This is a genomic window from Vibrio sp. ED004, from assembly GCF_023206395.1.
Lineage (GTDB): Bacteria > Pseudomonadota > Gammaproteobacteria > Enterobacterales > Vibrionaceae > Vibrio.
The window spans coordinates 3020640-3042226 of the sequence record NZ_CP066149.1; the positions used below are offsets into that span (position 1 = coordinate 3020640).

A 21587-nucleotide genomic window follows, 5' to 3' on the forward strand; every position below is an offset into this window, starting at 1 on the left:
TGAAGTGATCTATTGATTATCGCTATGTGGCCGCAGTAATCAAGGTCAGTTAATTGAAAGTCTCAAATAGTTGTTTGAAATATCGCTATTTGACAAGGTTCTGTTTTTGAAGCCTAACTAATTGAGTTAATTCACTCTATATTTTCAATTAACCCCTACACAGTAACAGCAATACCCGTTACATTAACCCGCATCCCTTTTTGATGGTTCAAAGTATGTTTCATCCTATTTCAATGTTTGTTGGCCTGCGTTATTTGAAAGGCCGTTCAGGTGATCGCTTTAGCCGTTTTGTTTCTTACATGTCGACGGCAGGTATCACCATTGGTGTGCTGTCTTTGATTACTGTTTTATCGGTAATGAATGGATTCGAAGCGCAGTTAAAAGACCGAATCCTTGGCGTTCTTCCTCAGGCTGTGGTTTACGAGCAAGGAGGCACGACCTCGCTTTCTGAAAAAGCCCCAAGTTTCGCAGAACAAATTTCGCTTAATGGCCACGTCGAACCGATTGTACGCAGTGAGGCGGTGATTCAGAGCCCGGCTCAATTGTCGGCTGGTCTTTTAATCGGTATCGAGCCAAATTCCGATGACCCACTTCAGGACCACTTAATTGCTGGTCGCTTGTCTTCACTCGAAGCTGGGCAATATCAGCTGTTCCTTGGTCATACTTTGGCGAGAAACTTGAAAGTATCCATGGGCGATAAAGTTCGCTTAATGGTGACCAGCGCGAGTCAATACACACCACTGGGGCGTATTCCTAGCCAACGAAATTTCACCGTAGCCGGTATCTTTAATACGGGGTCGGATATTGATGCTCAGCTCATGGTCAGCAACATTCAAGATGCAGGGCGTTTGATGCGTTACAAGTCGGACACGATTTCAGGCTGGCGACTGTTTTTTGATGACCCGTTTGAAGTCGCGGAGCTATCCAATCAACCGTTGCCTGATGGTTGGTTGTGGAGCGATTGGCGTGACCAACGCGGCGAGCTGTTCCAAGCTGTGCGCATGGAAAAGAATATGATGGGCTTGATGCTTGGGCTGATCATCGGTGTTGCTGCATTCAATATTATCTCTGCGCTGATTATGGTGGTGATGGAGAAGCAGTCTGAAGTCGCGATTCTTAAAACCCAAGGTATGACTGATGGTCAAGTGATGGGTATCTTTATGGTTCAAGGTGCGAGTAGCGGCGTGATTGGCGCGCTATCGGGCGGCGTTTTAGGCGTTGTATTAGCCATGAACTTGAATGCTATTTTAGAGGCGATGGGTGTTGCTCTGTTCTCGTTTGGTGGTCAACTGCCAATCATGATTAACCCAATTCAAATCGCAGTTGTTGTGGTTCTGGCTATTGCACTTAGCTTGATTGCCACTGTTTTCCCTTCTTATCGTGCATCATCTGTGAAACCTGCTGAGGCCCTTCGTTATGAGTAATTTTCTTCAATGTAATGATATCCGTAAAACGTACCGTGAAGGCTCGTTGGATACCGAAGTCCTTAAAGGTGTTAGCTTTGACATTGAGAAAGGCGAACTGGTCTCGATCATTGGTACCTCTGGTTCAGGTAAAAGTACGCTACTGCATATATTAGGCGCTTTAGATGATGCTTCTGCGGGCAGTGTGAGTTTTCTTGGTCAAGATTTAGCGTCTTTAAGTTCGAACAAGCAGGCCAAGCTTCGCAACCAACATCTAGGTTTTGTTTATCAATTCCACCATCTGCTTTCTGATTTTTCTGCACTAGAAAACGTAGCTATGCCGTTACTTATCGGCGGTGAGAAACCAGCGAAAGCAAAACAAGAAGCACAATTGTTACTTGATAAAGTCGGGCTGAGTCATCGTGTTGATCACCGACCTTCAGAGCTTTCTGGTGGTGAAAGACAGCGTGTGGCAATTGCTCGTGCATTGGTAAATAAACCTGCTTTAGTTTTAGCTGATGAACCGACGGGTAACCTTGACCACAACACAGCGCTTTCTATTTACGACTTAATGCGTGAGTTGAACCGTGAATACGATACTGCCTTCTTGGTGGTGACTCACGATGGTGAACTTGCGGGCAAGATGGATCGTCAACTTCATATGCAAGATGGCTTGTTAGTTAACGTAGAAAAAGAGGAGAGCTAAGTGTTTTCTTCTTTATCTCTATTGATTGGCGGCCGCTTTAGTCGTGCTAAGCAGCGAGACAAGATGGTGTCTTTCATCTCCTTGTCTTCGACAATTGGCATTGCGGTTGGTGTGGCGGTGATCATTATTGGTTTGTCGGCCATGAATGGTTTCGAGCGTGAGCTTGAATCGCGTGTGCTTTCTGTTATTCCACACGGTGAGTTTGAGGGCGTGAATGAACCGGTCACTCGCTGGGAGCATGTGATTGAACAGTCCGAGAAACACGACAAGGTTGTGGCAGCAGCGCCTTATGTGAAAATTACAGCGCTTGCTGAAAAGGGCAAAGAGCTGAAAGCGATCGAAGTACGCGGCGTTGATCCTAAGCGTGAGCAAGAAGTATCAAGCCTGTCTAAGTTTATCGATAAACAAGCTTGGAGTGAATTTAAGGCAGGACAACAGCAGATCATCTTGGGCTCGGGTGTCGCGAATGTGCTCGGTGCGAAAGTCGGCGATTACCTAACCCTGATGATTCCAACGGTGAATGGAACGGTGAAGGTTCAAGCGCCAAAACGAGTTAGAGTCAAAGTGGTGGGTCTGCTGACTCTTAATGGCCAGATTGATCACAGCTTGGCTTTGATCCCTCTTGGTGATGCTCAGGTTTACGCAAACCTAGGTGAAGCGGTGACAGGGGTTTCTTTGAAAGTAACCGATGTACTGAATGCCAACTCGATTGTGCGTGAAGTCGGAAATCAGCTTGATGTGTATGTGTACCTGCGTAGTTGGCAACAGAAGTTTGGTTTCTTATACCGAGATATTCAGCTAGTTCGCACCATCATGTACCTAGTAATGGTGTTGGTAATTGGTGTGGCTTGTTTCAACATTGTCTCTACTTTGATGATGGCAGTAAAAGACAGAGCATCAGAGATTGCGATACTAAGAACCATGGGTGCTTCGGATGGATTGGTGAAACGCATCTTTGTTTGGCAGGGTGTCTTCTCGGGTGTGTTAGGCAGTCTAGTTGGTAGTGCAATTGGTGTATTGGTCGCGCTTAATCTAACCACTATCATCAAGGGGCTTGAAAAGTTGATTGATCATCAGTTCCTGTCGGGCGATATCTACTTTGTCGATTTCTTGCCATCACAGCTGAACATGACGAATGTTATTGTCGTGTCCGGTACTGCGATTGTTTTGAGCTTATTGGCGACATGGTACCCAGCATCACGAGCGGCGAAGTTGAACCCTGCCTCGGTGTTAAGTTCTAAATAATGGCAGCTCTAAATCACATTGGTCTTTAATAACCGACAAGATCTATTTCTCTAGATGCAAAAAAGGATCCCCGATGGGATCCTTTTTTATTGAATTCACATTGCATTTCTTAAGACTTTTCTTACATGCCAATGTTGCAGAGGTAAGCTCTTCATCTGATTTATGCTTGTTTTCGTTTCACTCGGATCGGATACAAGGGTAGAACTAAAAACAGTAGGTCGTTCAGTACCTTGCTTTTCGTTTCTTCCAGCTTCTCACTACTGAGTAACGCCATAAGCCGCGAATACCAAAGTAGCCAATCATCGCTGAAACCACGCCACAAATCAGACAACCTAGTAGGAATGGAGGTCCTATCGTGCTCATTTGCGCCAAGATAAAGTCCCAAGACAGCTCGAAATGAAAGGCTTGAGGTGGCACATGCATCACAAACGCCCCGACTTTGTACGCAAAGTAGAAGAGCACAGGCATGGTGACCGGGTTGCTGATCCAAACAAGAGCGACAGACAACGGTAGATTAACGCCACATGCGACAGCGAGGCCTGCAGACATAATCATTTGACTTGGTAGAGGGACAAACGCCATGAATAACCCAACAGCAAACGCGCCAGCCGCAGAGCGACGATTAAGGCACCATAAGTTGGGGTTGTACAAAACATTGCCAAAAACTTTCAATGCTTTCTGACGCTTGATGAGCTCATGGTCAGGCATAAATCGTTTGATAAACTTTCTTGGCATAGGAGGAAGCTACTCTCTTGTTTAACACTTGGTTCTTGATTTCATTCGCTGCGACAGTTGTGTCTGCCAGCTTTTGGCCTGTGATGCCACATTGGGTTTGGGCACCATTGATGCTGTTGTTACTGATAGCATCAATAAAGTATAGCGTTTTCCGGAGTGCAAGAGGTCCAGTAACAGCATTGATACTAGTTATCTGCCTAGGGAATGCAATTGAAATACAAACGAATCGATTATTCCAATCAGGGCAGAATACTACCATAAATGCGTCGGTTGTTAGCCTTTTTAGTGAAAATAGCCACGGTTTTGAAAGCGTAATAGTAGTCAGATCAATTGGCGGCGAAAAATTAATCTTTCCTCAATTGATAAAATTGCGGTTGTTTACGCCTTTTAAGTTAACGCTCGGAGATGAAGTCTATTTGTCGGCTTCAATAAAGCCCGTTTGGGGCAAGCTCAACGAGGTGGGCTTTGATCTGGAAAAGTATCTATTCAGTACAGGAGTGGTGGCTAATGTAATTTACCGAGCAGATACCAGATATCGGATCCACTCTAGCACCAACCTACGTTATCAGTGGTTTGAAAGCACTCTCCAACGGCTAAATAGACTGGCCAACACTGATCTTATTGTGGCTCTGAGCTTTGGTTATCGAGATCTGATTCATCCTCAGCAGTGGGACTTGCTTAAAAGTAGTGGGTTAATTCACTTGATGGCTATTTCAGGGCTCCATATTGGGATTGCTTTTGGTATTGGTTATCAATTGGGGAAGGCCGTCCGATTGGTTTCTCCTTCACTGCTCTGGTTGCCCACGCTGTTTGGTCTTGGTTTGGCCTATTTCTACAGTTGGTTTGCAGGATTTACTTTGCCGACACTTAGAGCTCTGGTGATGTGTGTTCTCGCGAGTTACTTTCTGTGGCGTGGGCAAAGTATCAGTTTGATTCGCTATGTGGCATTGAGCTTGTGTGTAGTCTTGTTGATTTGGCCATTTTCAGCATTATCGAGTAGCTTTTGGCTATCCTTTGGTGCGTTGGGCGCGGTGCTCTACATTGCTATGAACAACAACTCATCTTCTTCAAGCCCCACCTTTATCGGCCGAGCATTTGTGCTCATCAAGATACAGTTTATGCTGACGTTATTGATTGCTCCCTTTTCGATGTTGTTTTTCCAAGGGGTGAGTCTGGTCTCTGTTGTCTATAACCTGCTGTTGTTGCCTTGGGTGTCGATAGTGACGATTCCATTGCTGTTTCTGGCGATGTTTTTTAGCTTATTCTCCGAATTTTTTCTTGAAGCGAGAGCTTTAACTTATGGCATCGCCTCTAAGTTGTGGAAGCTCGTTGATTTGTCGCTTGAACCTCTGGTTTTCAGTCTCCCTTTCTCTGAACAGTTTTGGATTCAGGTGGATAACCACACGAGTGGGCTATTTGTATCCTTGATCGTGTTTTTCGGTTTTGTTAGCCGATACATCCAGTCGAAGTTATCAATATTAACCGTCTCTGCAGTTGTATTGTGGTGGGAACTTGGCGAATCCAAACCCGATAGTTTCACCATCGATATCTTGGATGTTGGACATGGACTGTCTTTGGTTTTAGAGAAGAACAATCAAGTTGTGGTTTATGACCTTGGTAATGTATGGCCGGGAGGGTCGATTGTCGAATCTTTGCTGATCCCTACATTGAACAGTAGAGGCATAAGAGGTATCGAAGGTGTGATAATCAGCCACTTTGATTCTGACCATGCCGGTGGCTTTCCGGCATTACTTGAGAGTTACGATCCTAAGTGGGTAAGAACCAGTCAGAACATTAACCTACAAACCCAATCTACCACTCAAGCTCAGTCTAATATTCAAGCATGTACTATTGGAGAGGCTTGGGACTGGCAGGGTATTGAGTTTGAGGTGCTGTGGCCTCCTCAACGAGTGAAGAGGGCATATAACCCACATTCGTGTGTTGTCAGACTATATGAACCAGACTCAGAGTTTTCGATGCTGTTAACGGGTGATATTGAACTGGTAAGTGAGTGGTTACTTGCTCGTCAAGGTGAACGACTCAGGAGTGATGTTATGTTGGTTCCGCATCATGGTAGTGGTTCGTCATCTATCAAACCGTTTATTGAGGCTGTGTCACCTCAGTTGGCGATAGCTTCTCTAGCTAAAGGGAATCAATGGGGAATGCCGAGCGAATCTGTGATTGCACGCTATCAAGAAGTGGGGAGCGCATGGCTTGATACAGGAGAAAGCGGACAAATAACCATCACTCTAACTCAAGAAGGTTGGCAATATCATACGATTAGAGAGGAACAAGGGAGGCAGTGGTATAGGCAGATGCTCCGTAAGGGAGTAGAATAGATAGATTATTGTGAGAAAATTAAGCGATTCTATGTCAACACAAACAGATGAAACTACCTGGGTCACGTTTAAAAGACTTTGGACTTATATTCGATTATATAAGGCTGGCCTTGGTGTTGCGGTTATTGCGCTTATTATAAATGCCGTCTCTGATACCTATATGATTTCCTTACTAAAGCCGTTACTTGATGAAGGCTTTGGTAATGCTGAATCTGACTTTTTACGCACGCTTCCAATCATTATCTTTGCCATGATGTTCATTCGTGGTGTCAGTGGTTTTGTCTCAACCTATTGCTTGAGCTGGGTTTCTGGCAATGTGGTTATGGAGATTCGTCGCAAAATTTTCAGTCATTTCATGCACATGCCTGTTTCTTTTTTCGATAAAGAACAGACAGGTGCACTGCTATCTCGAATTACTTACGATTCTGAGCAAGTGTCTGCCGCAACAAGCAAAGCGCTAGTAAGCATTGTACGTGAAGGTGCAAGTATTATTGGTTTGCTAACATTGATGTTCTGGAACAGCTGGCAGTTGTCTTTGGTTCTATTCGCGGTTGCTCCTCTTGTTGCGTGGGCGATCAGCATTGTATCGAAGCGATTTAGAAAGATTTCTAAAAACATGCAAACCAGCATGGGCCACGTTGCTTCTTCAGCTGAGCAAATGTTGAAAGGCCACAAGGTGGTTCTTACTTACGGTGGTCAGGATCTAGAAAAACACCGCTTTGACAAAGTAAGTAACCAGATGCGCCAACAAAGCATGAAGTTAATCACCGCTCAAGCCGCTGCGAACCCGATCATTCAAATGATCGCTTCGGTTGCGATTGTGGTGGTTCTTTTCTTGGCGAGTGTCGACTCTATTAAAGCAGAACTAACGCCGGGTACATTCACTGTTGTGTTCTCTGCAATGTTTGGTTTGTTGCGTCCACTAAAAGCGCTAACTAACGTAACGTCTGAGTTCCAGCGCGGTATGGCAGCAAGTACCACACTATTTGGTTTGATGGATCTAGATACTGAGCAAAACACAGGTACGTTGAAACCTAAAACGGTAACTGGTGAGGTTGCTGTAAAAGAGGTGACGTTTACTTATGATGGTGCAGAGAAGCCTGCACTCGATAAGGTCAGCTTTAATATACCGAAAGGTAAGACAGTCGCACTTGTCGGCCGCTCAGGTTCGGGCAAGAGTACCATCGCTAACCTGTTTACTCGTTTCTATGACGTCGATTCAGGCTCTATCGAATTGGATGGACACGACATTCGCGATTACGAATTGAGAAATCTACGTGAGCACTTTGCTCTTGTTTCTCAAAATGTTCACCTGTTTAACGATACGGTCGCGAACAACATCGCGTATGCTGCAGAAGAGCAATATACTCGCGAACAGATTGAACACGCAGCCAAGCTTGCTCATGCGAGTGAGTTTATCGAAGGCATGGAAAATGGCATCGATACCGTTGTTGGTGAAAATGGCGCAAGCCTTTCTGGCGGTCAAAGACAGCGTATTGCGATAGCACGTGCATTATTAAGAGATGCACCTGTACTGATTCTTGATGAGGCGACCTCTGCATTGGATACTGAATCAGAGAGAGCGATTCAGTCTGCATTGGAAGAACTACAAAAAGATAAGACTGTGTTGGTAATTGCTCACCGTTTATCGACTATCGAGCAAGCCGATGAGATCTTAGTGGTTGATGATGGCCAAATTGTAGAAAGAGGCGCACACGCAGAACTTATTGAACATGATGGTGCTTACGCGCAGCTGCATCGAATTCAGTTCAGCGGATAAGATTAGGTCGTTGTTGTGATCGAAAAGATTTGGTTTAACAATCATCCGTTGAAATATCTACTTTGGCCACTTCTGTGGCCATTGAGCCAGCTGTTCAAAATGATCAGTGGGCAGCGTCGTAATGCTTATCTCTCTGGAAAGAAAGAAACCTATCGACCACCTCTACCTGTAATTGTTGTTGGTAACATAACTGCTGGTGGCAATGGTAAAACACCCGTTGTGATCTGGTTGGTTGAGATGCTGCAAGCCAATGGCTTTAAACCTGGTGTGGTGTCTCGAGGTTATGGAGCTAAAGCGCCAAATTATCCCCTCGTTCTAGATGAAAATACGCCAGCCGAACACTCGGGTGATGAACCTCGTTTGATTCGCAAGCGAACCGGTTGTCCTGTTGCGGTTGACCCTGTACGTGCAAATGCCGTGAAGGCTTTGCTGAGTGAAGGTGTTAATGTCATTATTACTGATGATGGCCTGCAGCATTATGCACTTGAGCGCGACATTGAATTTTCAGTTATTGATGGTGCAAGACGTTTCGGTAATGAGAGCCTAATTCCACTTGGTCCATTACGAGAGCCAGTATCACGTTTAGATGATGTTGATTTCTTGATTAACAATGGCGGAAAGGCGCAAGGGCGAGAGTTCTCAATGTCTTTGCAACCAAGCCAAGCTGTGAACCTAAAAACGGGTCAGAAAGTATCGGTCGCTGAATTACCAAAGCTGGTGGCTTTTGCAGGAATCGGTCACCCGCCACGCTTTTTTAAAACATTAGACGATCTTGATGGTGATGTGGTTTTCACACAAGGCTTCGCTGACCATCAGGATTTTGATAAAGATGAACTTCATACCTTAGCAAAGAAAGGTATGAATATGATTATGACAGAAAAAGACGCTGTTAAATGCGGAGAATATGCTCAGGAAAATTGGTGGTATCTTCCAGTTTCTGCGCAGTTCGACGAAGATTCACAACAGCAAATTTTAAAAAGAATAAATGAGGTTATGGAATACTATGGATCACCGTCTGCTTGAGATCGTTGCTTGCCCTGTATGTAAAGGTAAACTAACTTATGACAAGGACAAGGACAAGGACAAGCAAGAGCTTGTTTGTAAAATCGATCGCTTAGCTTACCCAATCAAAGAGGGTATTCCTGTTCTTCTTGAACCTGAAGCTCGCACTCTTTCAATGGACGAGGGCAAGTAATGTCTTACACGGTTGTTATACCGGCAAGATACCAATCGAGCCGTTTGCCAGGTAAGCCTCTGGCTGACATTGGCGGCAAGCCGATGATTCAATGGGTATACGAACAGTCAATGAAGGCAGGTGCTGATAACGTTATTATCGCTACCGATGACGCTCGAGTTGAAAAAGCGGCGAAAGCATTTGGTGCAACCGTTTGTATGACATCACCGAATCATGAATCAGGTACTGAGCGCTTAGCTGAAGTGATTGAGGTAATGAAGATTCCTGATGACCATATCATAGTGAATGTTCAAGGTGATGAGCCACTTATCCCGCCTGCCATTATTAATCAAGTGGCGAATAACCTCGCAAACAGCACCGCACCAATGGCAACGTTAGGCGTAGAAATTACTCACGCTGATGAAGTGTTTAATCCTAACGCTGTAAAAGTCGTGACGGATAAAGACGGTTACGCACTGTATTTTAGTCGTGCGACGATTCCTTGGGATCGTGATGCTTACGCGAACAACGGTACAGCTGCGGAATCTCCTTTGCTTCGTCATATTGGTATCTACGCTTACCGAGCGGGTTTCATCAATACGTATATCAATTGGGAACCGAGTACCCTAGAGCGTATTGAGTGCCTAGAGCAACTTCGCGTACTTTGGTACGGAGAGAAGATCCACGTAGACGTAGTGGTTGAAGCGCCTGCAGCGGGTGTCGATACCCCAGAAGACCTAGAAGCGGTTCGCGCCATCATTGGTTAAGCCTCTTTGAGCGAACACTTCTTTGCGCAACGAAGTGCAAAATCATGAGCCTTGCTTATTGCGAGGCTTTTTTATACCTATAGAAAATGTGTACGTGTCTTATTGACCTAAGCTGGTGGATATTGAGTCGGTTGCATTCGTCAATGCATCATCAACTCTGAATTATCTGAGATTTACCTCGCTCGACTTCCAATTTTTCTCTATAATATGCCGCCTATAAAGTAGTGGCGAATCGCTAGTACAGAATAAAACTTACGACAAAACGTGGAGTAAAAGATGCCTTCTCAAAGCCCAGTGATTACGGTTGATGGACCAAGTGGTGCAGGTAAAGGTACCCTGTGTATGTTGCTAGCAGATAAGCTAGGCTTTCATCTTCTAGACTCAGGTGCGATCTATCGCGTACTGGCGTTAGCGGCAATTCATCACGGTGTAGATACTGAATCAGAAGATGCTTTAGTACCGCTTGCCACTCACTTAGACGTACAGTTTATTGCTGAAGGCGACCTAGTTAAGGTTATCTTAGAAGGCGAAGACGTGTCGGGTGAGCTTCGAAAAGAAGAGACTGGCATGGCGGCTTCAAAAGTTGCTGCTTTACCTCGCGTTCGTGAAGCTCTGCTTCGTCGTCAACGTGCATTCAGTGCAGCGCCTGGCCTAGTGGCTGATGGCCGTGACATGGGAACGGTTGTGTTCCCTGAAGCTGAAGCGAAAATATTTTTAGATGCAAGTGCTGAAGAGCGTGCGAGTCGCCGCCTTAAACAGTTGCAACAGAAGGGGTTAGATGTTAAATTTGACGACCTTTTGAGCGAGATCCAAGAGCGAGACGACCGAGATCGTAATCGCCCAGTGGCGCCACTTCGCCCTGCAGAGGATGCTCTAGTGCTTGATTCCACCTCAATGAATATTGAGCAGGTAGTAGAAAAAGCACTACACTATATTGAATCGAAACTAGCTGGGTAATTCTACCCGGCTGGCAAGAACGTTGGTCGCAAGGATGATGACCGGCGAATTTATCAACCCCATGCGGTAGGATACCCATGGACGTTTAATTATTGAAGATTAAATAATGACTGAATCTTTTGCTCAACTCTTTGAAGAGTTTCTAAACGAAACAGAATTCCAACAAGGCAGCATCGTTAAAGGTACTGTAGTAGCTATCGAGAACGGTTTCGTTCTTGTAGACGCTGGTCTTAAGTCTGAATCTGCTATCCCTGCTGAACAATTCAAGAACGCTGCTGGCGAACTTGAAGTTGAAGTTGGTGCTGAAGTAGACGTAGCTCTAGACGCTGTTGAAGATGGTTTCGGTGAGACTCAACTTTCTCGTGAGAAAGCTAAGCGCCACGAAGCTTGGATCGTACTTGAGAAAGCTTGCGAAGAAGCTGAAACTGTTGTTGGTATCATCAACGGTAAAGTTAAAGGCGGTTTCACTGTTGAACTTAACGGTATCCGTGCTTTCCTTCCAGGTTCTCTAGTAGACGTACGTCCTATCCGTGACACTGCTCACCTAGAAAACAAAGAGCTAGAGTTCAAAGTAATCAAGCTAGACCAGAAGCGTAACAACGTTGTTGTTTCTCGTCGTGCTGTTATCGAATCTGAAAACAGTGTTGAGCGTGACGAACTTCTTGAAACTCTACAAGAAGGTACTGAAGTTAAAGGTATCGTTAAGAACCTTACTGACTACGGTGCATTCGTTGACCTTGGCGGTGTTGACGGTCTTCTACATATCACAGATATGGCTTGGAAGCGCGTTAAGCACCCATCAGAGATCGTTAACGTTGGTGACGAAATCCTAGTTAAAGTTCTTAAGTTCGATCGTGAGCGCACTCGTGTTTCACTAGGTCTTAAGCAACTAGGCGAAGATCCATGGGTAGCAATCGCTAAGCGTTACCCAGAAGGTCACAAGCTTTCTGGTCGTGTTACTAACCTAACTGACTACGGCTGCTTCGTTGAAATCGAAGAAGGCGTTGAAGGTCTAGTACACGTTTCTGAAATGGATTGGACTAACAAGAACATCCACCCTTCTAAAGTTGTTAATGTTGGCGACGAAGTTGAGGTTATGGTTCTTGATATCGACGAAGAACGTCGTCGTATCTCTCTAGGTCTGAAACAGTGTAAAGCTAACCCATGGCAGTCATTTGCAGAAATGCAAGCTAAGGGCGACAAAGTTACTGGTAAGATCAAGTCTATCACTGACTTTGGTATCTTCATCGGTCTAGAAGGCGGTATCGACGGTCTTGTACACCTATCTGACATTTCTTGGAATGTTGCTGGCGAAGACGCTGTACGTGAGTACAAGAAAGGCGACGAAATCTCAGCAGTTGTTCTAGCAGTAGATGCAGAGCGTGAGCGTATTTCTCTTGGCGTTAAGCAAATGGAAAACGACCCGTTCAACGCATACGTTGCTGACAACAAGAAAGGTGTTCTTGTAAACGGTACTGTTACTGCAGTTGACGCGAAAGGCGCTACTATCGAGCTAATCGAAGGCGTTGAAGGTTACATCCGCGCTTCTGAAGTTTCTCGCGACCGTATCGAAGATGCATCTCTAATCCTAAGCGTTGGCGACAGCGTTGAAGCGAAGTTCACTGGTGTAGACCGTAAGAACCGCGTAATCAACCTATCTATCAAAGCTAAAGATGAAGCTGATGAGCAAGAAGCAATGGCTTCACTGAACAAGTCTGAAGAAGGCGCGTTCGGTAACGCAATGGCAGACGCATTCAAAGCTGCTAAAGGCGAATAATTTAATTTTTCGCTAAGAAAGGAGCCGTAAGGCTCCTTTTTTTTTGCTTATTTTTCCGATAGGTCTATAATTTCTAAAAAGAAAACCAACGAGGGTAACTATGACTAAGTCTGAATTGATTGAAAGACTGTGCGCTGAGCAAACGCATCTTTCTGCAAAAGAAATTGAAGACGCTGTAAAAGACATTTTAGAGCATATGGCTTCAACACTAGAAAGTGGTGATCGAATCGAAATTCGCGGTTTTGGCAGCTTTTCTCTGCATTATCGTGAGCCTCGTGTTGGACGTAACCCAAAGACTGGTGACAAAGTAGAGTTAGAAGGTAAATACGTTCCTCACTTCAAACCAGGTAAAGAGCTGCGTGAACGAGTAAACTCAGGAATGTAGCCTACTTATCGGAATTAAGAAAAGCGGCATACTATAATGTATGCCGCTTTTTTATGACCATAATATGGTGGTCTGATTAGTAATTTTCCTGCATAATCGTACAGCTAACCAACCAATGAGTGATGAACTATGAAAATTATAAAAATAGTCGCCGTTATCGCACTTTTCCTAATTGCACTGGCTTTAGGCTCTCAAAACCAAACAACTGTGAATTTCAACTATCTGCTTGCACAAGGTGACTTCCATTTATCAAGTTTATTAGGTGTTGTATTCGTTTCAGGCTTTGGCCTTGCTTGGTTAGTCTTTGGTAACATGCACATGCGGTCTCAGCTAAAAATTCATCGCTTGAAGAAGCAACTCAATAAGCAATCAAAGCAGGTCGCTGCTGATACTAAAGCTTAAAGGCTATATTTGATGTTAGAGTTACTGTTCTTACTTTTGCCTATCGCAGCCGCTTATGGTTGGTATATGGGTAATCGTAACGCTCAGCAAGAAAAACAAAAACAATCACACCAGATCTCCCGTCAATACGTGACGGGTTTGAACCTATTACTGTCAGACCAATCTGACAAAGCGGTTGATCACTTCATCGAGCTACTTCAAGTAGACAATGAAACCATCGATACTCATTTGGCTTTGGGCAACTTGTTCCGTTCAAGAGGCGAAGTCGACCGCGCTATTCGCATTCACCAAAACCTTATCTCTCGTTCGGGGTTAACGCTCGATCAGAAAAACCTCGCACTACAACAATTAGCTAAAGACTATATGGTCTCTGGCTTTCTTGATCGCGCCGAAAAAATCTTTGAACAGCTTGTAGAAGAACCCGATCATAAAGAAGGTGCTTTGCAACAGTTGGTTGCTATTTATCAGCAAACACGTGAGTGGAACAAAGCTATCCATTACGGAAATATCTTAGTTAAACTCGGTAAGAAGAAAATGAAGATGCGTGCCACAGTCGCGCATTTCTGGTGTGAGCTTGCGATGCAAGAACAAGCTGATGGTAACCGCTCTAAAGCGCTGCAACACTTCAAGAAGGCTCTGTCTGAGGACCCTAAATGTGTTCGTGCTAGCATTGCTTTAGGTAAGTTCCATTTAGCGAACGAAGATTACCAAAAGACCATCGATTGTCTTGAATCGGTACTCGAGCAAGATATCGACTTCATTAGTGAGGTGTTGCCAACCCTTGCTGAGTGTTACCACAAGCTTGGACAAGAAGCTCAACTGGTCGAATTCCTTAAAGCGTGTATTCAGAAGAAAGCCGGCGTATCTGCGGAACTGATGCTTGCTCAATTAGTTGCTCACCATGAAGATGTTGGCTCTGCTCAAGAGCTACTGACCAAGCAACTTGTTAAAAACCCAACCATGAAAGGCTTCTATCGATTAATCGATTATCACCTAGCAGAAGCAGAAGAAGGTCGAGCGAAAGATAGTTTAACCACGCTTCAATCCATGGTTGGTGAGCAGCTTAAAGTTAAGCCTCATTACCGTTGCCGCCAGTGTGGTTTCTCAACACACTCAATGTATTGGCACTGCCCTTCATGTAAAGGGTGGGGAACGATCAAGCCTATTCGTGGGCTTGATGGTGAATAGATTTGTGGTCATTTTAAGACCAAATTTTTAATTGCAGCTTTCGGGCTGCATTTTTATGACTGTTATTTATCACCCGCTATGTGTAGGTGAGTAAATGTTTTGTAGAAAGTTAACTGCGTTAGGAGATGAAATGAACGACCAAAAAATCATTGTAGCCTTGGATTATGACAACCAAGCGGATGCGTTAGCCTTTGTTGATCGTATTGACCCAGCATCTTGCCGCTTAAAAGTCGGCAAAGAGATGTTTACCTTGTTTGGCCCTGAGTTTGTTCGTGAATTACATAAGCGTGGTTTCTCAGTATTCTTAGACCTTAAATTCCACGACATTCCTAACACATGTTCAAAAGCAGTGCGCGCTGCTGCTGAACTTGGCGTATGGATGGTGAACGTACACGCAAGTGGCGGTGAGCGCATGATGACGGCTTCTCGCGAAATCTTAGAACCGTATGGTAAAGATCGCCCGCTGCTTATTGGTGTGACTGTACTAACCAGTATGGAACAGTCTGATCTAGCGGGTATCGGTTTAAACCTAGAGCCACAACAGCAAGTAATGCGCTTGGCTTCTCTTACTAAAAACTCTGGTCTAGACGGTGTGGTATGTTCAGCACAAGAGGCTTCATTGTTGAAAGGTGCACTTGGTCAGGAGTTTAAACTAGTGACTCCAGGTATTCGCCCTGTAGGTGCTGATGTTGGTGACCAGAAGCGTATCATGACGCCTTCTAAAGCGATTGAGTCAGGTTCTGACTACCTAGTTATCGGTCGTCCAATTACTCAAGCTATAGACCCAGCAGCGGTTCTTGCTGAGATTAACGGTACTCTAGCTTAAGTTTCTCTTATAGCTAGCGATACGAATAAAGAAGGCCAGCAAATTGCTGGCTTTCTTGTTTGTTTTCGAGAAACAGAGCTTGTTTGGGCTCGGTTGGCTTAACTTAAACCGGCGCACCACTATGGAATTTAAAGTCACTGTCGTCTGAAGTGATCAGGTCAGCTTCTACTTGAGCAAAGTGAGCAATACGTTCAGAGATATCTTTCCCTGCGATCTGCTCTGCTAGTTCAAGGTAATCTTGATAGTGACGCGCTTCTGAACGAAGTAGAGACACGTAAAACTTCTCCATGTCTTCTTCTAAGAAAGGAGCCAATTTAGCGAAGCGTTCACAAGAACGAGCCTCAATAAACGCACCGATGATCAGCTTATCAACCAGAGCATCTGGTTCGTAAGTTTTAACTTGCTTGATCAACCCCTTCGCGTAACGACCCGCTTCAATCGGTTGGTAAGTCACGCCTTTCTTTTCCATCAACTCCATCACTTGATAGAAATGATGCAGTTCTTCTTTAATCAGTAGAACCATTTTATCGATAAGGTCAGCTCCGTAATTACAGCCTTCTTTCGCTGTGATTTGCTTTGATACGTTGCTTTTACCACGAAGTGACTCTAGATCTCCGATACGACGATAAGCAAACTGCTCGTATGGCAAGATCCACTCATTCAGTTGCTTGGCACTCTCTTTATCAACCGCGTACTTACGGATAAGAAACAGGGCGCTTTGAGCCGCTTTTAGCTCACAAAGCATGTGGTCACGAAGAATGATGTGAAGGTTTTCTGGCTTTTTGGCTTCATCGATCCATGAATCTGGCGTTTCGGCTTTAAGAAAGGAGTGAATTGGAGCTAATAGTTCTTGATACATGGTCGGGGAAAGTTTGTTGATAATGCGGGATTTTATCACAGCTCACTAGATCTCCCTATACGGAGAAAGGAAATTAACTAGGTACAAAAAAGGCCGCCTATTTAAGCAAATAAGGCGGCCTTTTCTTGTTTGGGTTAGACGATTACCATTTCTTCTTCTGACCGAATAGAGCATCCATATCGTCGTCACGCTCTTTAGATTCCATCTGTTGTAAATCTTGCGCGTTTTTATCTTGGCGCTTCTGATCAAGGTCGTTAAGCATCTGCTGAAGCTTCTCTTTTGCTTGATTAGAGTATGAGTCGTTTTTGGTTGCTAACGCATCAATGCCTTTACGCAGTAACTGAATTGCTGTGCCTGGTTGGCCGCGTGAAATTGAGTCGTTTGCACGTTTGATAACGTTCTCGATGTTAATACGAATTTGAATTGTCTCGAGACGAGCGTTCTCAACCACATAAGCTTGGGTTTCAAAACGACCTTTGTTGTGTTCATTACGGACTGTATCGCGAAGGCGTTTGACTAGCTTAAGCATCATGATCGCTTGCTTATCACTGCTTGGTACGCGGAAAGCTGTACTTTCGCCACCTTGGTAGTTCTCTTTAAGCTGAGTGATTTGCTGCTTCACGCTTTCGATACGTTGAGCGAGTTGCTTATTTTTAGGGTCGAGCTGATACATATTTTCTAATGCATCAAGAATTCGATTATTTAAGCATACAAGAAGATCTTGGCTAAACGGCATATGGTGGGCATTACCAATCAGCTCTTCAGTTCCGTCAATAATGGTTAGATAACGAGAAGCTTCCTGTTTCTTCGCTGTTTCTACCTTAACTTTGTATTGAAGCATGATGTTGTAGCCTAAAACCAACACCAAAAGAACGGCTACTAAGGCGATTATTAAACCAATATTCATATATTTGTGTCTGCTTGTTGTTTTCTATAGCTAACTGGAGAGGATACACGATTCCATTATGTATCGGCACTCGTAAATTGCAATTTCTGATTATCTCTTGTTGAGCGCAATCGGCAATCAAAATTTATCAACTAATGTATGAGAATGAGGAGTGGGTTGCAAAGCGTTAGTGATGTTTTTGTTTGTTAAGCTATAAAAGCTCAATTTTTCTGTCATTTTTGTGCTTGAAGCGTTATAACTATTAATTATATTACACGAGACTATAACGCTCTCTTTGCAAATATGTTAGCACAGAAATGAGTAAAGGATTACGAGGTTAGATATGAAGTTACAGCAACTGAAGTACATTGTTGAGGTTGTAAACCATAACCTAAATGTTTCTGCGACCGCAGAGAGTTTATACACATCTCAGCCAGGTATCAGTAAACAGGTTAGATTACTTGAAGATGAGCTGGGCATTCAGATCTTTGAGCGAAGCGGCAAGCACTTAACGCAGGTGACTCAAGCTGGCGAGGATATCATTCGTATCTCTCAAGAGATTTTAGCTCGTGTTGAAAGTATTAAAGCGGTTGCGGGTGAGCATACTCATCCAGAGATGGGCACATTGAACATTTCAACGACTCATACCCAAGCTCGTTACGCTCTTCCTGATGTGATTAAAGGTTTCACAGCACGTTACCCTAAAGTTTCGCTCCACATGCATCAAGGCACACCGAGTCAAATGTCTGAGGCCGTTGCGAAAGGGACTGCAAACTTTGCGATTGCGACTGAAGCACTTCACCTTTATCAAGACGCGATCATGCTGCCTTGTTACCATTGGAATCGCTCAATCGTAGTAACCAAAGATCACCCTCTTGCTCAAAAGCAAAATATTACCATTGAAGATCTGGCTGCTTACTCTCTAGTGACCTACGTATTCGGTTTTACTGGCCGTTCTGAGCTTGATACCGCGTTCAACAAAGTTGGTCTAACACCGCGCGTTGTGTTTACCGCAACAGATGCGGATGTAATCAAAACTTATGTTCGCATGGGCATTGGTGTTGGTGTTATCGCGAGTATGGCGATTGACCATGAACAAGATACTGATTTGGTTGCCATTGATGCAAGCCACCTATTTGGTGCGAGTACGACAAGCATCGGCTTTAGAAAGGGCACCTTCCTGCGTTCTTACATGTTTGATTTCATGGAGCGCTTTGCACCGCACTTAACTCGCCCTGTGGTAGAACAGGCTATTTCTTTGAAATCCAATGAAGAGATTGAAGAGATGTTTAAAGATATCGAGCTACCTGTTCGTTAATCTCAACGTGCAAATCTAGATTCTAATTCGGCCTGTCTCTACAGGCCGTTTTTCTATCTGATTTCGAACTCTCTTTACTGCTCTCTTTTATATCGAGCCTTTCCATTTCCGTTTGTTACCCCTACAATCCTCGCACCATAGGGGGAAGCATGCATTCACGATTTAAAATACTCGACTCATTCTTGTTAGAGCACCAGGTTTACTGGCGTTCAGAGCCTTTCCACCTATGCCAAACTCAGCAACAACCTTGGGTTGATGTGAATCGCCCGCTTGTCGATTGGTTGGATAGATTGAGTATTGAGAATATTCAGATTCTAAAAGAGCAGCCTCAAGTGTTGGCCGAAGAGCTTATTGGTTTTCTTCCCGAGTTAGAGGAGGCGAATCAAAGCATTCAGTTCACTACCACAGCTCTTAAAGGGTTAACACTTCCACGAGGTACCGAAGATGGTATTCCGGGAAGAAAGCTACAACAGATTGTTTCGATGGGCGAGGCTTCGCTTGAACATCATCATGGCAAAGAGTGGTTGGAGTGGTGTTCTGGAAAAGGCTTCCTTGGTCGAATCTTATCTCAACAATCGAAGCAAAAAGTGACCAGCTTCGAATGGCAACAATCGCTGTGCGAAAGCGGGCAAAAGATTGCAGATGCACAACGTTTAGAAATGACGTTTGTTCAAGGTGATGCGTTTTCTGAAAGTGCAGATGAGGTATTTAATTCAAACCAACACGCTGTCGCACTGCACGCCTGTGGCGATCTTCATGTTGAGTTAGTTAAAAAATCTGTGTCACATGGTCTACCAGCAGTCACTATCTCTCCTTGTTGTTATCACCTTATTCGTGAAGAAAACTATCAAACAATGTCTTCGGTTGCGAAAAGCTCGGCTTTGACATTGAGCAAGAGTGATTTACGAATCCCACTTCAAGAAACGGTTACAGGTGGTGAAAGAGTAAAGCGACATCGTCAGTTAGAGATGAGCTATCGTTTGGGTTTTAGCCAACTGCTTAAGTCTGAGCTAAACATCGATGAATACATCCCAGTGCCGAGCATCAAAAAATCAGAATTATCTGAAGGGTTTGAATCGTTTTGTCTGTGGGCTTCTGAAGTGAAAGAGTTACCACTTGGTTCGGATATGGATTTTGAATTTTATTTTGCTCAAGGAGAGAAACTTTTCTGGGAAATGGAGAAGCTGAGCTTAGTTCAGCAAGTTTTCAGGCGACCATTGGAGATATGGCTAGCTTTGGATCGCGCTCTTTACCTGCAAGAGCAAGGCTATGAGGCAAGCATCGAAGAGTTTTGTGAACGCAGTGTCACGCCTCGAAATCTGCTGATTCATGGTGTTAAGAGTGGCCGATAAATCTCAAGAGTATAAGGCAGGCCGTTGATCATAGTTCACGAGCGATAGTGCTATAGATACAAAAATGTATGGTCCGCCCCGTTATTGCAACTACAATTAAGTAATAACGGAGTTGGTTTGCGCTAATGTATTCGGAGTCCTTGTTGGGAGCACTAGCTTCCCAGCTCCACGATGATATCCGCGCCAGATTATCCTTAAAAGCCCAAAGCATTGATTGCTATTTTTTGTGTCAGGTTCTTAATCTGGCCGATTGACCGTTTTTGTCATCACGTTCATTGGCGTTGCAAACTTGGTTATAGCTAAACAGCCTTAAAAGCTTGGCGGTGGTATAACACCGCCAAGCTATCCTCACTAGCTTGTTGGCTAATGCAACTACCACTACATTAAATGGTTTGGTGGCTCGTAGGTTCACAAGCCACTCTCCAAACACTTTCCCTGTCGTCTCTAGCCTAGAGAGTACAGCTCTTGCGCCATGGATAAACAGAGTTTCTGAGGTGCTTATTTCCTCGTTTACTCATACCAAGTAGCTTGGTATTTCCTCCCGTTGAGAATTGCCTTGGTACAAGTCCCAACCAAGCCGCCATCTCGCGGCCATTGGTGAAGTTACTCGGAGAGCTTACATCAGCAATACACAATGTGGAGGTAAGATCGCCAATTCCAGGGATAGTTTTTAATAATTGAGCACTTTCGTTATTATCAACAATAGTTTGAAGCTTGATATCTTGGGTTTTGATTTGTTCATTGAGGTACTTGTAGTGTTCATGGATAGATATCAATTCACATAGCAAGCTTTTTGGTAGTGATACTGTTTGTTCTGCTAACCATTGAAACAGAGACTTCATCTTTGCATGCCCTTTGGGAAAGCTAAGGCCAAACTCAAGTAAGATCGCGCCGATCCGCGACATAGTGGCGGTTCTCTCCTTGATATAACTATCTCTGACTCGATGAATCGCTGCGATGACTTGAGCCTCTTCACTTTTACAGCCACAAATCTCATGGTCGGTCGACTCGCAGCCTCTGCGATCGCTGAAGCATCGATGAAATCGTTTTTATTGCCTTTGACATAAGGCTTTACATACTGAGGAGGAATAAGTCGGGGTTGATGACCAAGCTCACCACACTTTCGAGCAAGCCAATGAGCACCGCCACAAGCTTCGAAAGCAATAGTTGTTGGTTCTATTTTACTAAGAAAGATTAAGAGTTGATTGCGATTAAATTTACGACGAAGCACCTCCACCCCACAACGGTTATGTGCGATAGCATGGAAGCAGTGTTTACCTAGGTCGATACCTAAAATATGAATAGAAGACATATGGTTCACCTCATTCTGAGAGCCTACTCTAAGCTTAAGGGCTTGAGAGTGAGGCGGACCATATAATTAAGCCAGTTCAACAAATGTCGGACTGGCTTTTTTAAGGTTCATCGCGGATTAGCGGGAACTAAAAACAAAAAAACGGTAGTAAGTGATATGGTTTAGTCGCCAAACAA

Annotated in this window: 19 protein-coding genes and 1 pseudogene; 16 read left to right on the plus strand and 4 right to left on the minus strand. The window is 44.3% G+C overall.

Going from position 1 to position 21587, the window contains the following annotated elements:
* Window positions 1-215 precede the first annotated feature (215 nt).
* The 3 genes from lolC to lolE are packed head-to-tail and all read left to right on the plus strand — an operon-like array spanning window position 216 to window position 3354.
* Window positions 216-1424, plus strand: a complete 1209-nt coding sequence (lolC, locus tag ITG10_RS13615) for a lipoprotein-releasing ABC transporter permease subunit LolC (protein ID WP_017631694.1) — start codon at window positions 216-218, stop codon at window positions 1422-1424.
* Window positions 1417-2109 (plus strand): lipoprotein-releasing ABC transporter ATP-binding protein LolD, encoded by a 693-nt coding sequence (gene lolD, locus ITG10_RS13620; RefSeq protein ID WP_017631695.1) that lies wholly within the window; start codon window positions 1417-1419, stop codon window positions 2107-2109. The genes lolC and lolD overlap by 8 nt, the downstream gene beginning before the upstream one ends.
* The gene (gene lolE / locus ITG10_RS13625; protein WP_017631696.1) at window positions 2110-3354 is read left to right on the plus strand and encodes a lipoprotein-releasing ABC transporter permease subunit LolE; all 1245 of its coding nucleotides are present in this window, start codon (window positions 2110-2112) and stop codon (window positions 3352-3354) included.
* A 222-nt stretch (window positions 3355-3576) separates the two neighbouring features.
* Here the strand turns inward: lolE and ITG10_RS13630 are convergent, their stop codons facing one another.
* Window positions 3577-4089 (minus strand): DUF2062 domain-containing protein, encoded by a 513-nt coding sequence (locus tag ITG10_RS13630; RefSeq protein WP_017631697.1) that lies wholly within the window; start codon window positions 4087-4089, stop codon window positions 3577-3579.
* 215 nt (window positions 4090-4304) lie between these two features.
* On the opposite strand from ITG10_RS13630, the gene ITG10_RS13635 reads away from it, so the two are divergent.
* The 11 genes from ITG10_RS13635 to pyrF all read left to right on the plus strand — a co-directional run bounded on the left by ITG10_RS13635 (window position 4305) and on the right by pyrF (window position 15684).
* Window positions 4305-6428, plus strand: a complete 2124-nt coding sequence (locus ITG10_RS13635) for a DNA internalization-related competence protein ComEC/Rec2 (RefSeq protein WP_026084335.1) — start codon at window positions 4305-4307, stop codon at window positions 6426-6428.
* A gap of 31 nt (window positions 6429-6459) precedes the next feature.
* On the plus strand, window positions 6460-8208 hold the full coding sequence (gene msbA / locus ITG10_RS13640) for a lipid A ABC transporter ATP-binding protein/permease MsbA (protein ID WP_248386446.1): 1749 nt from the start codon (window positions 6460-6462) through the stop codon (window positions 8206-8208).
* Between the two features lie 15 nt (window positions 8209-8223).
* On the plus strand, window positions 8224-9231 hold the full coding sequence (lpxK, locus tag ITG10_RS13645) for a tetraacyldisaccharide 4'-kinase (RefSeq protein ID WP_017631699.1): 1008 nt from the start codon (window positions 8224-8226) through the stop codon (window positions 9229-9231).
* Complete coding sequence (locus ITG10_RS13650; protein WP_017631700.1) at window positions 9212-9403, plus strand: Trm112 family protein; 192 nt, start codon at window positions 9212-9214, stop codon at window positions 9401-9403. Before lpxK ends, ITG10_RS13650 begins: the two co-directional genes overlap by 20 nt.
* Entirely contained in the window at window positions 9403-10149 is a 747-nt protein-coding gene (kdsB, locus tag ITG10_RS13655) for a 3-deoxy-manno-octulosonate cytidylyltransferase (RefSeq protein WP_017631701.1), read from the plus strand. The genes ITG10_RS13650 and kdsB overlap by 1 nt, the downstream gene beginning before the upstream one ends.
* A gap of 276 nt (window positions 10150-10425) precedes the next feature.
* Window positions 10426-11106 carry a (d)CMP kinase gene (gene cmk / locus ITG10_RS13660; RefSeq protein ID WP_017060237.1) on the plus strand — a complete coding sequence of 227 codons (681 nt, stop codon included), beginning with the start codon at window positions 10426-10428 and terminating at the stop codon, window positions 11104-11106.
* A 106-nt stretch (window positions 11107-11212) separates the two neighbouring features.
* A complete protein-coding gene (gene rpsA, locus ITG10_RS13665; protein WP_061031784.1) occupies window positions 11213-12883 on the plus strand; it encodes a 30S ribosomal protein S1 in 1671 nt (556 codons plus the stop codon).
* A 100-nt stretch (window positions 12884-12983) separates the two neighbouring features.
* Window positions 12984-13268, plus strand: coding sequence for an integration host factor subunit beta (gene ihfB / locus ITG10_RS13670; protein ID WP_017060238.1), 285 nt, complete (start codon window positions 12984-12986; stop codon window positions 13266-13268).
* A 129-nt stretch (window positions 13269-13397) separates the two neighbouring features.
* Complete coding sequence (locus ITG10_RS13675) at window positions 13398-13670, plus strand: lipopolysaccharide assembly protein LapA domain-containing protein (protein ID WP_010439925.1); 273 nt, start codon at window positions 13398-13400, stop codon at window positions 13668-13670.
* A gap of 12 nt (window positions 13671-13682) precedes the next feature.
* The gene (lapB, locus tag ITG10_RS13680; protein ID WP_016769333.1) at window positions 13683-14858 is read left to right on the plus strand and encodes a lipopolysaccharide assembly protein LapB; all 1176 of its coding nucleotides are present in this window, start codon (window positions 13683-13685) and stop codon (window positions 14856-14858) included.
* A 130-nt stretch (window positions 14859-14988) separates the two neighbouring features.
* A complete protein-coding gene (gene pyrF / locus ITG10_RS13685; protein ID WP_017629880.1) occupies window positions 14989-15684 on the plus strand; it encodes an orotidine-5'-phosphate decarboxylase in 696 nt (231 codons plus the stop codon).
* 103 nt (window positions 15685-15787) lie between these two features.
* On the opposite strand, the gene miaE is transcribed toward pyrF, so the two are convergent.
* Window positions 15788-16582 (minus strand): tRNA isopentenyl-2-thiomethyl-A-37 hydroxylase MiaE, encoded by a 795-nt coding sequence (miaE, locus tag ITG10_RS13690; RefSeq protein WP_277619141.1) that lies wholly within the window; start codon window positions 16580-16582, stop codon window positions 15788-15790.
* A 103-nt stretch (window positions 16583-16685) separates the two neighbouring features.
* On the minus strand, window positions 16686-17450 hold the full coding sequence (locus tag ITG10_RS13695) for a hypothetical protein (protein WP_017629879.1): 765 nt from the start codon (window positions 17448-17450) through the stop codon (window positions 16686-16688).
* Between the two features lie 322 nt (window positions 17451-17772).
* On the opposite strand from ITG10_RS13695, the gene cysB reads away from it, so the two are divergent.
* Together cysB and ITG10_RS13705 are read left to right on the plus strand one after the other, a co-directional pair.
* A complete protein-coding gene (cysB, locus tag ITG10_RS13700) occupies window positions 17773-18747 on the plus strand; it encodes an HTH-type transcriptional regulator CysB (protein WP_004741986.1) in 975 nt (324 codons plus the stop codon).
* A 149-nt stretch (window positions 18748-18896) separates the two neighbouring features.
* The gene (locus ITG10_RS13705; RefSeq protein WP_017629878.1) at window positions 18897-20099 is read left to right on the plus strand and encodes a methyltransferase; all 1203 of its coding nucleotides are present in this window, start codon (window positions 18897-18899) and stop codon (window positions 20097-20099) included.
* Between the two features lie 337 nt (window positions 20100-20436).
* On the opposite strand, the pseudogene ITG10_RS13710 reads toward ITG10_RS13705, so the two are convergent.
* A pseudogene (locus tag ITG10_RS13710) lies at window positions 20437-21411 on the minus strand (IS110 family transposase); the annotation flags it as partial.
* Window positions 21412-21587: the final 176 nt, after the last annotated feature.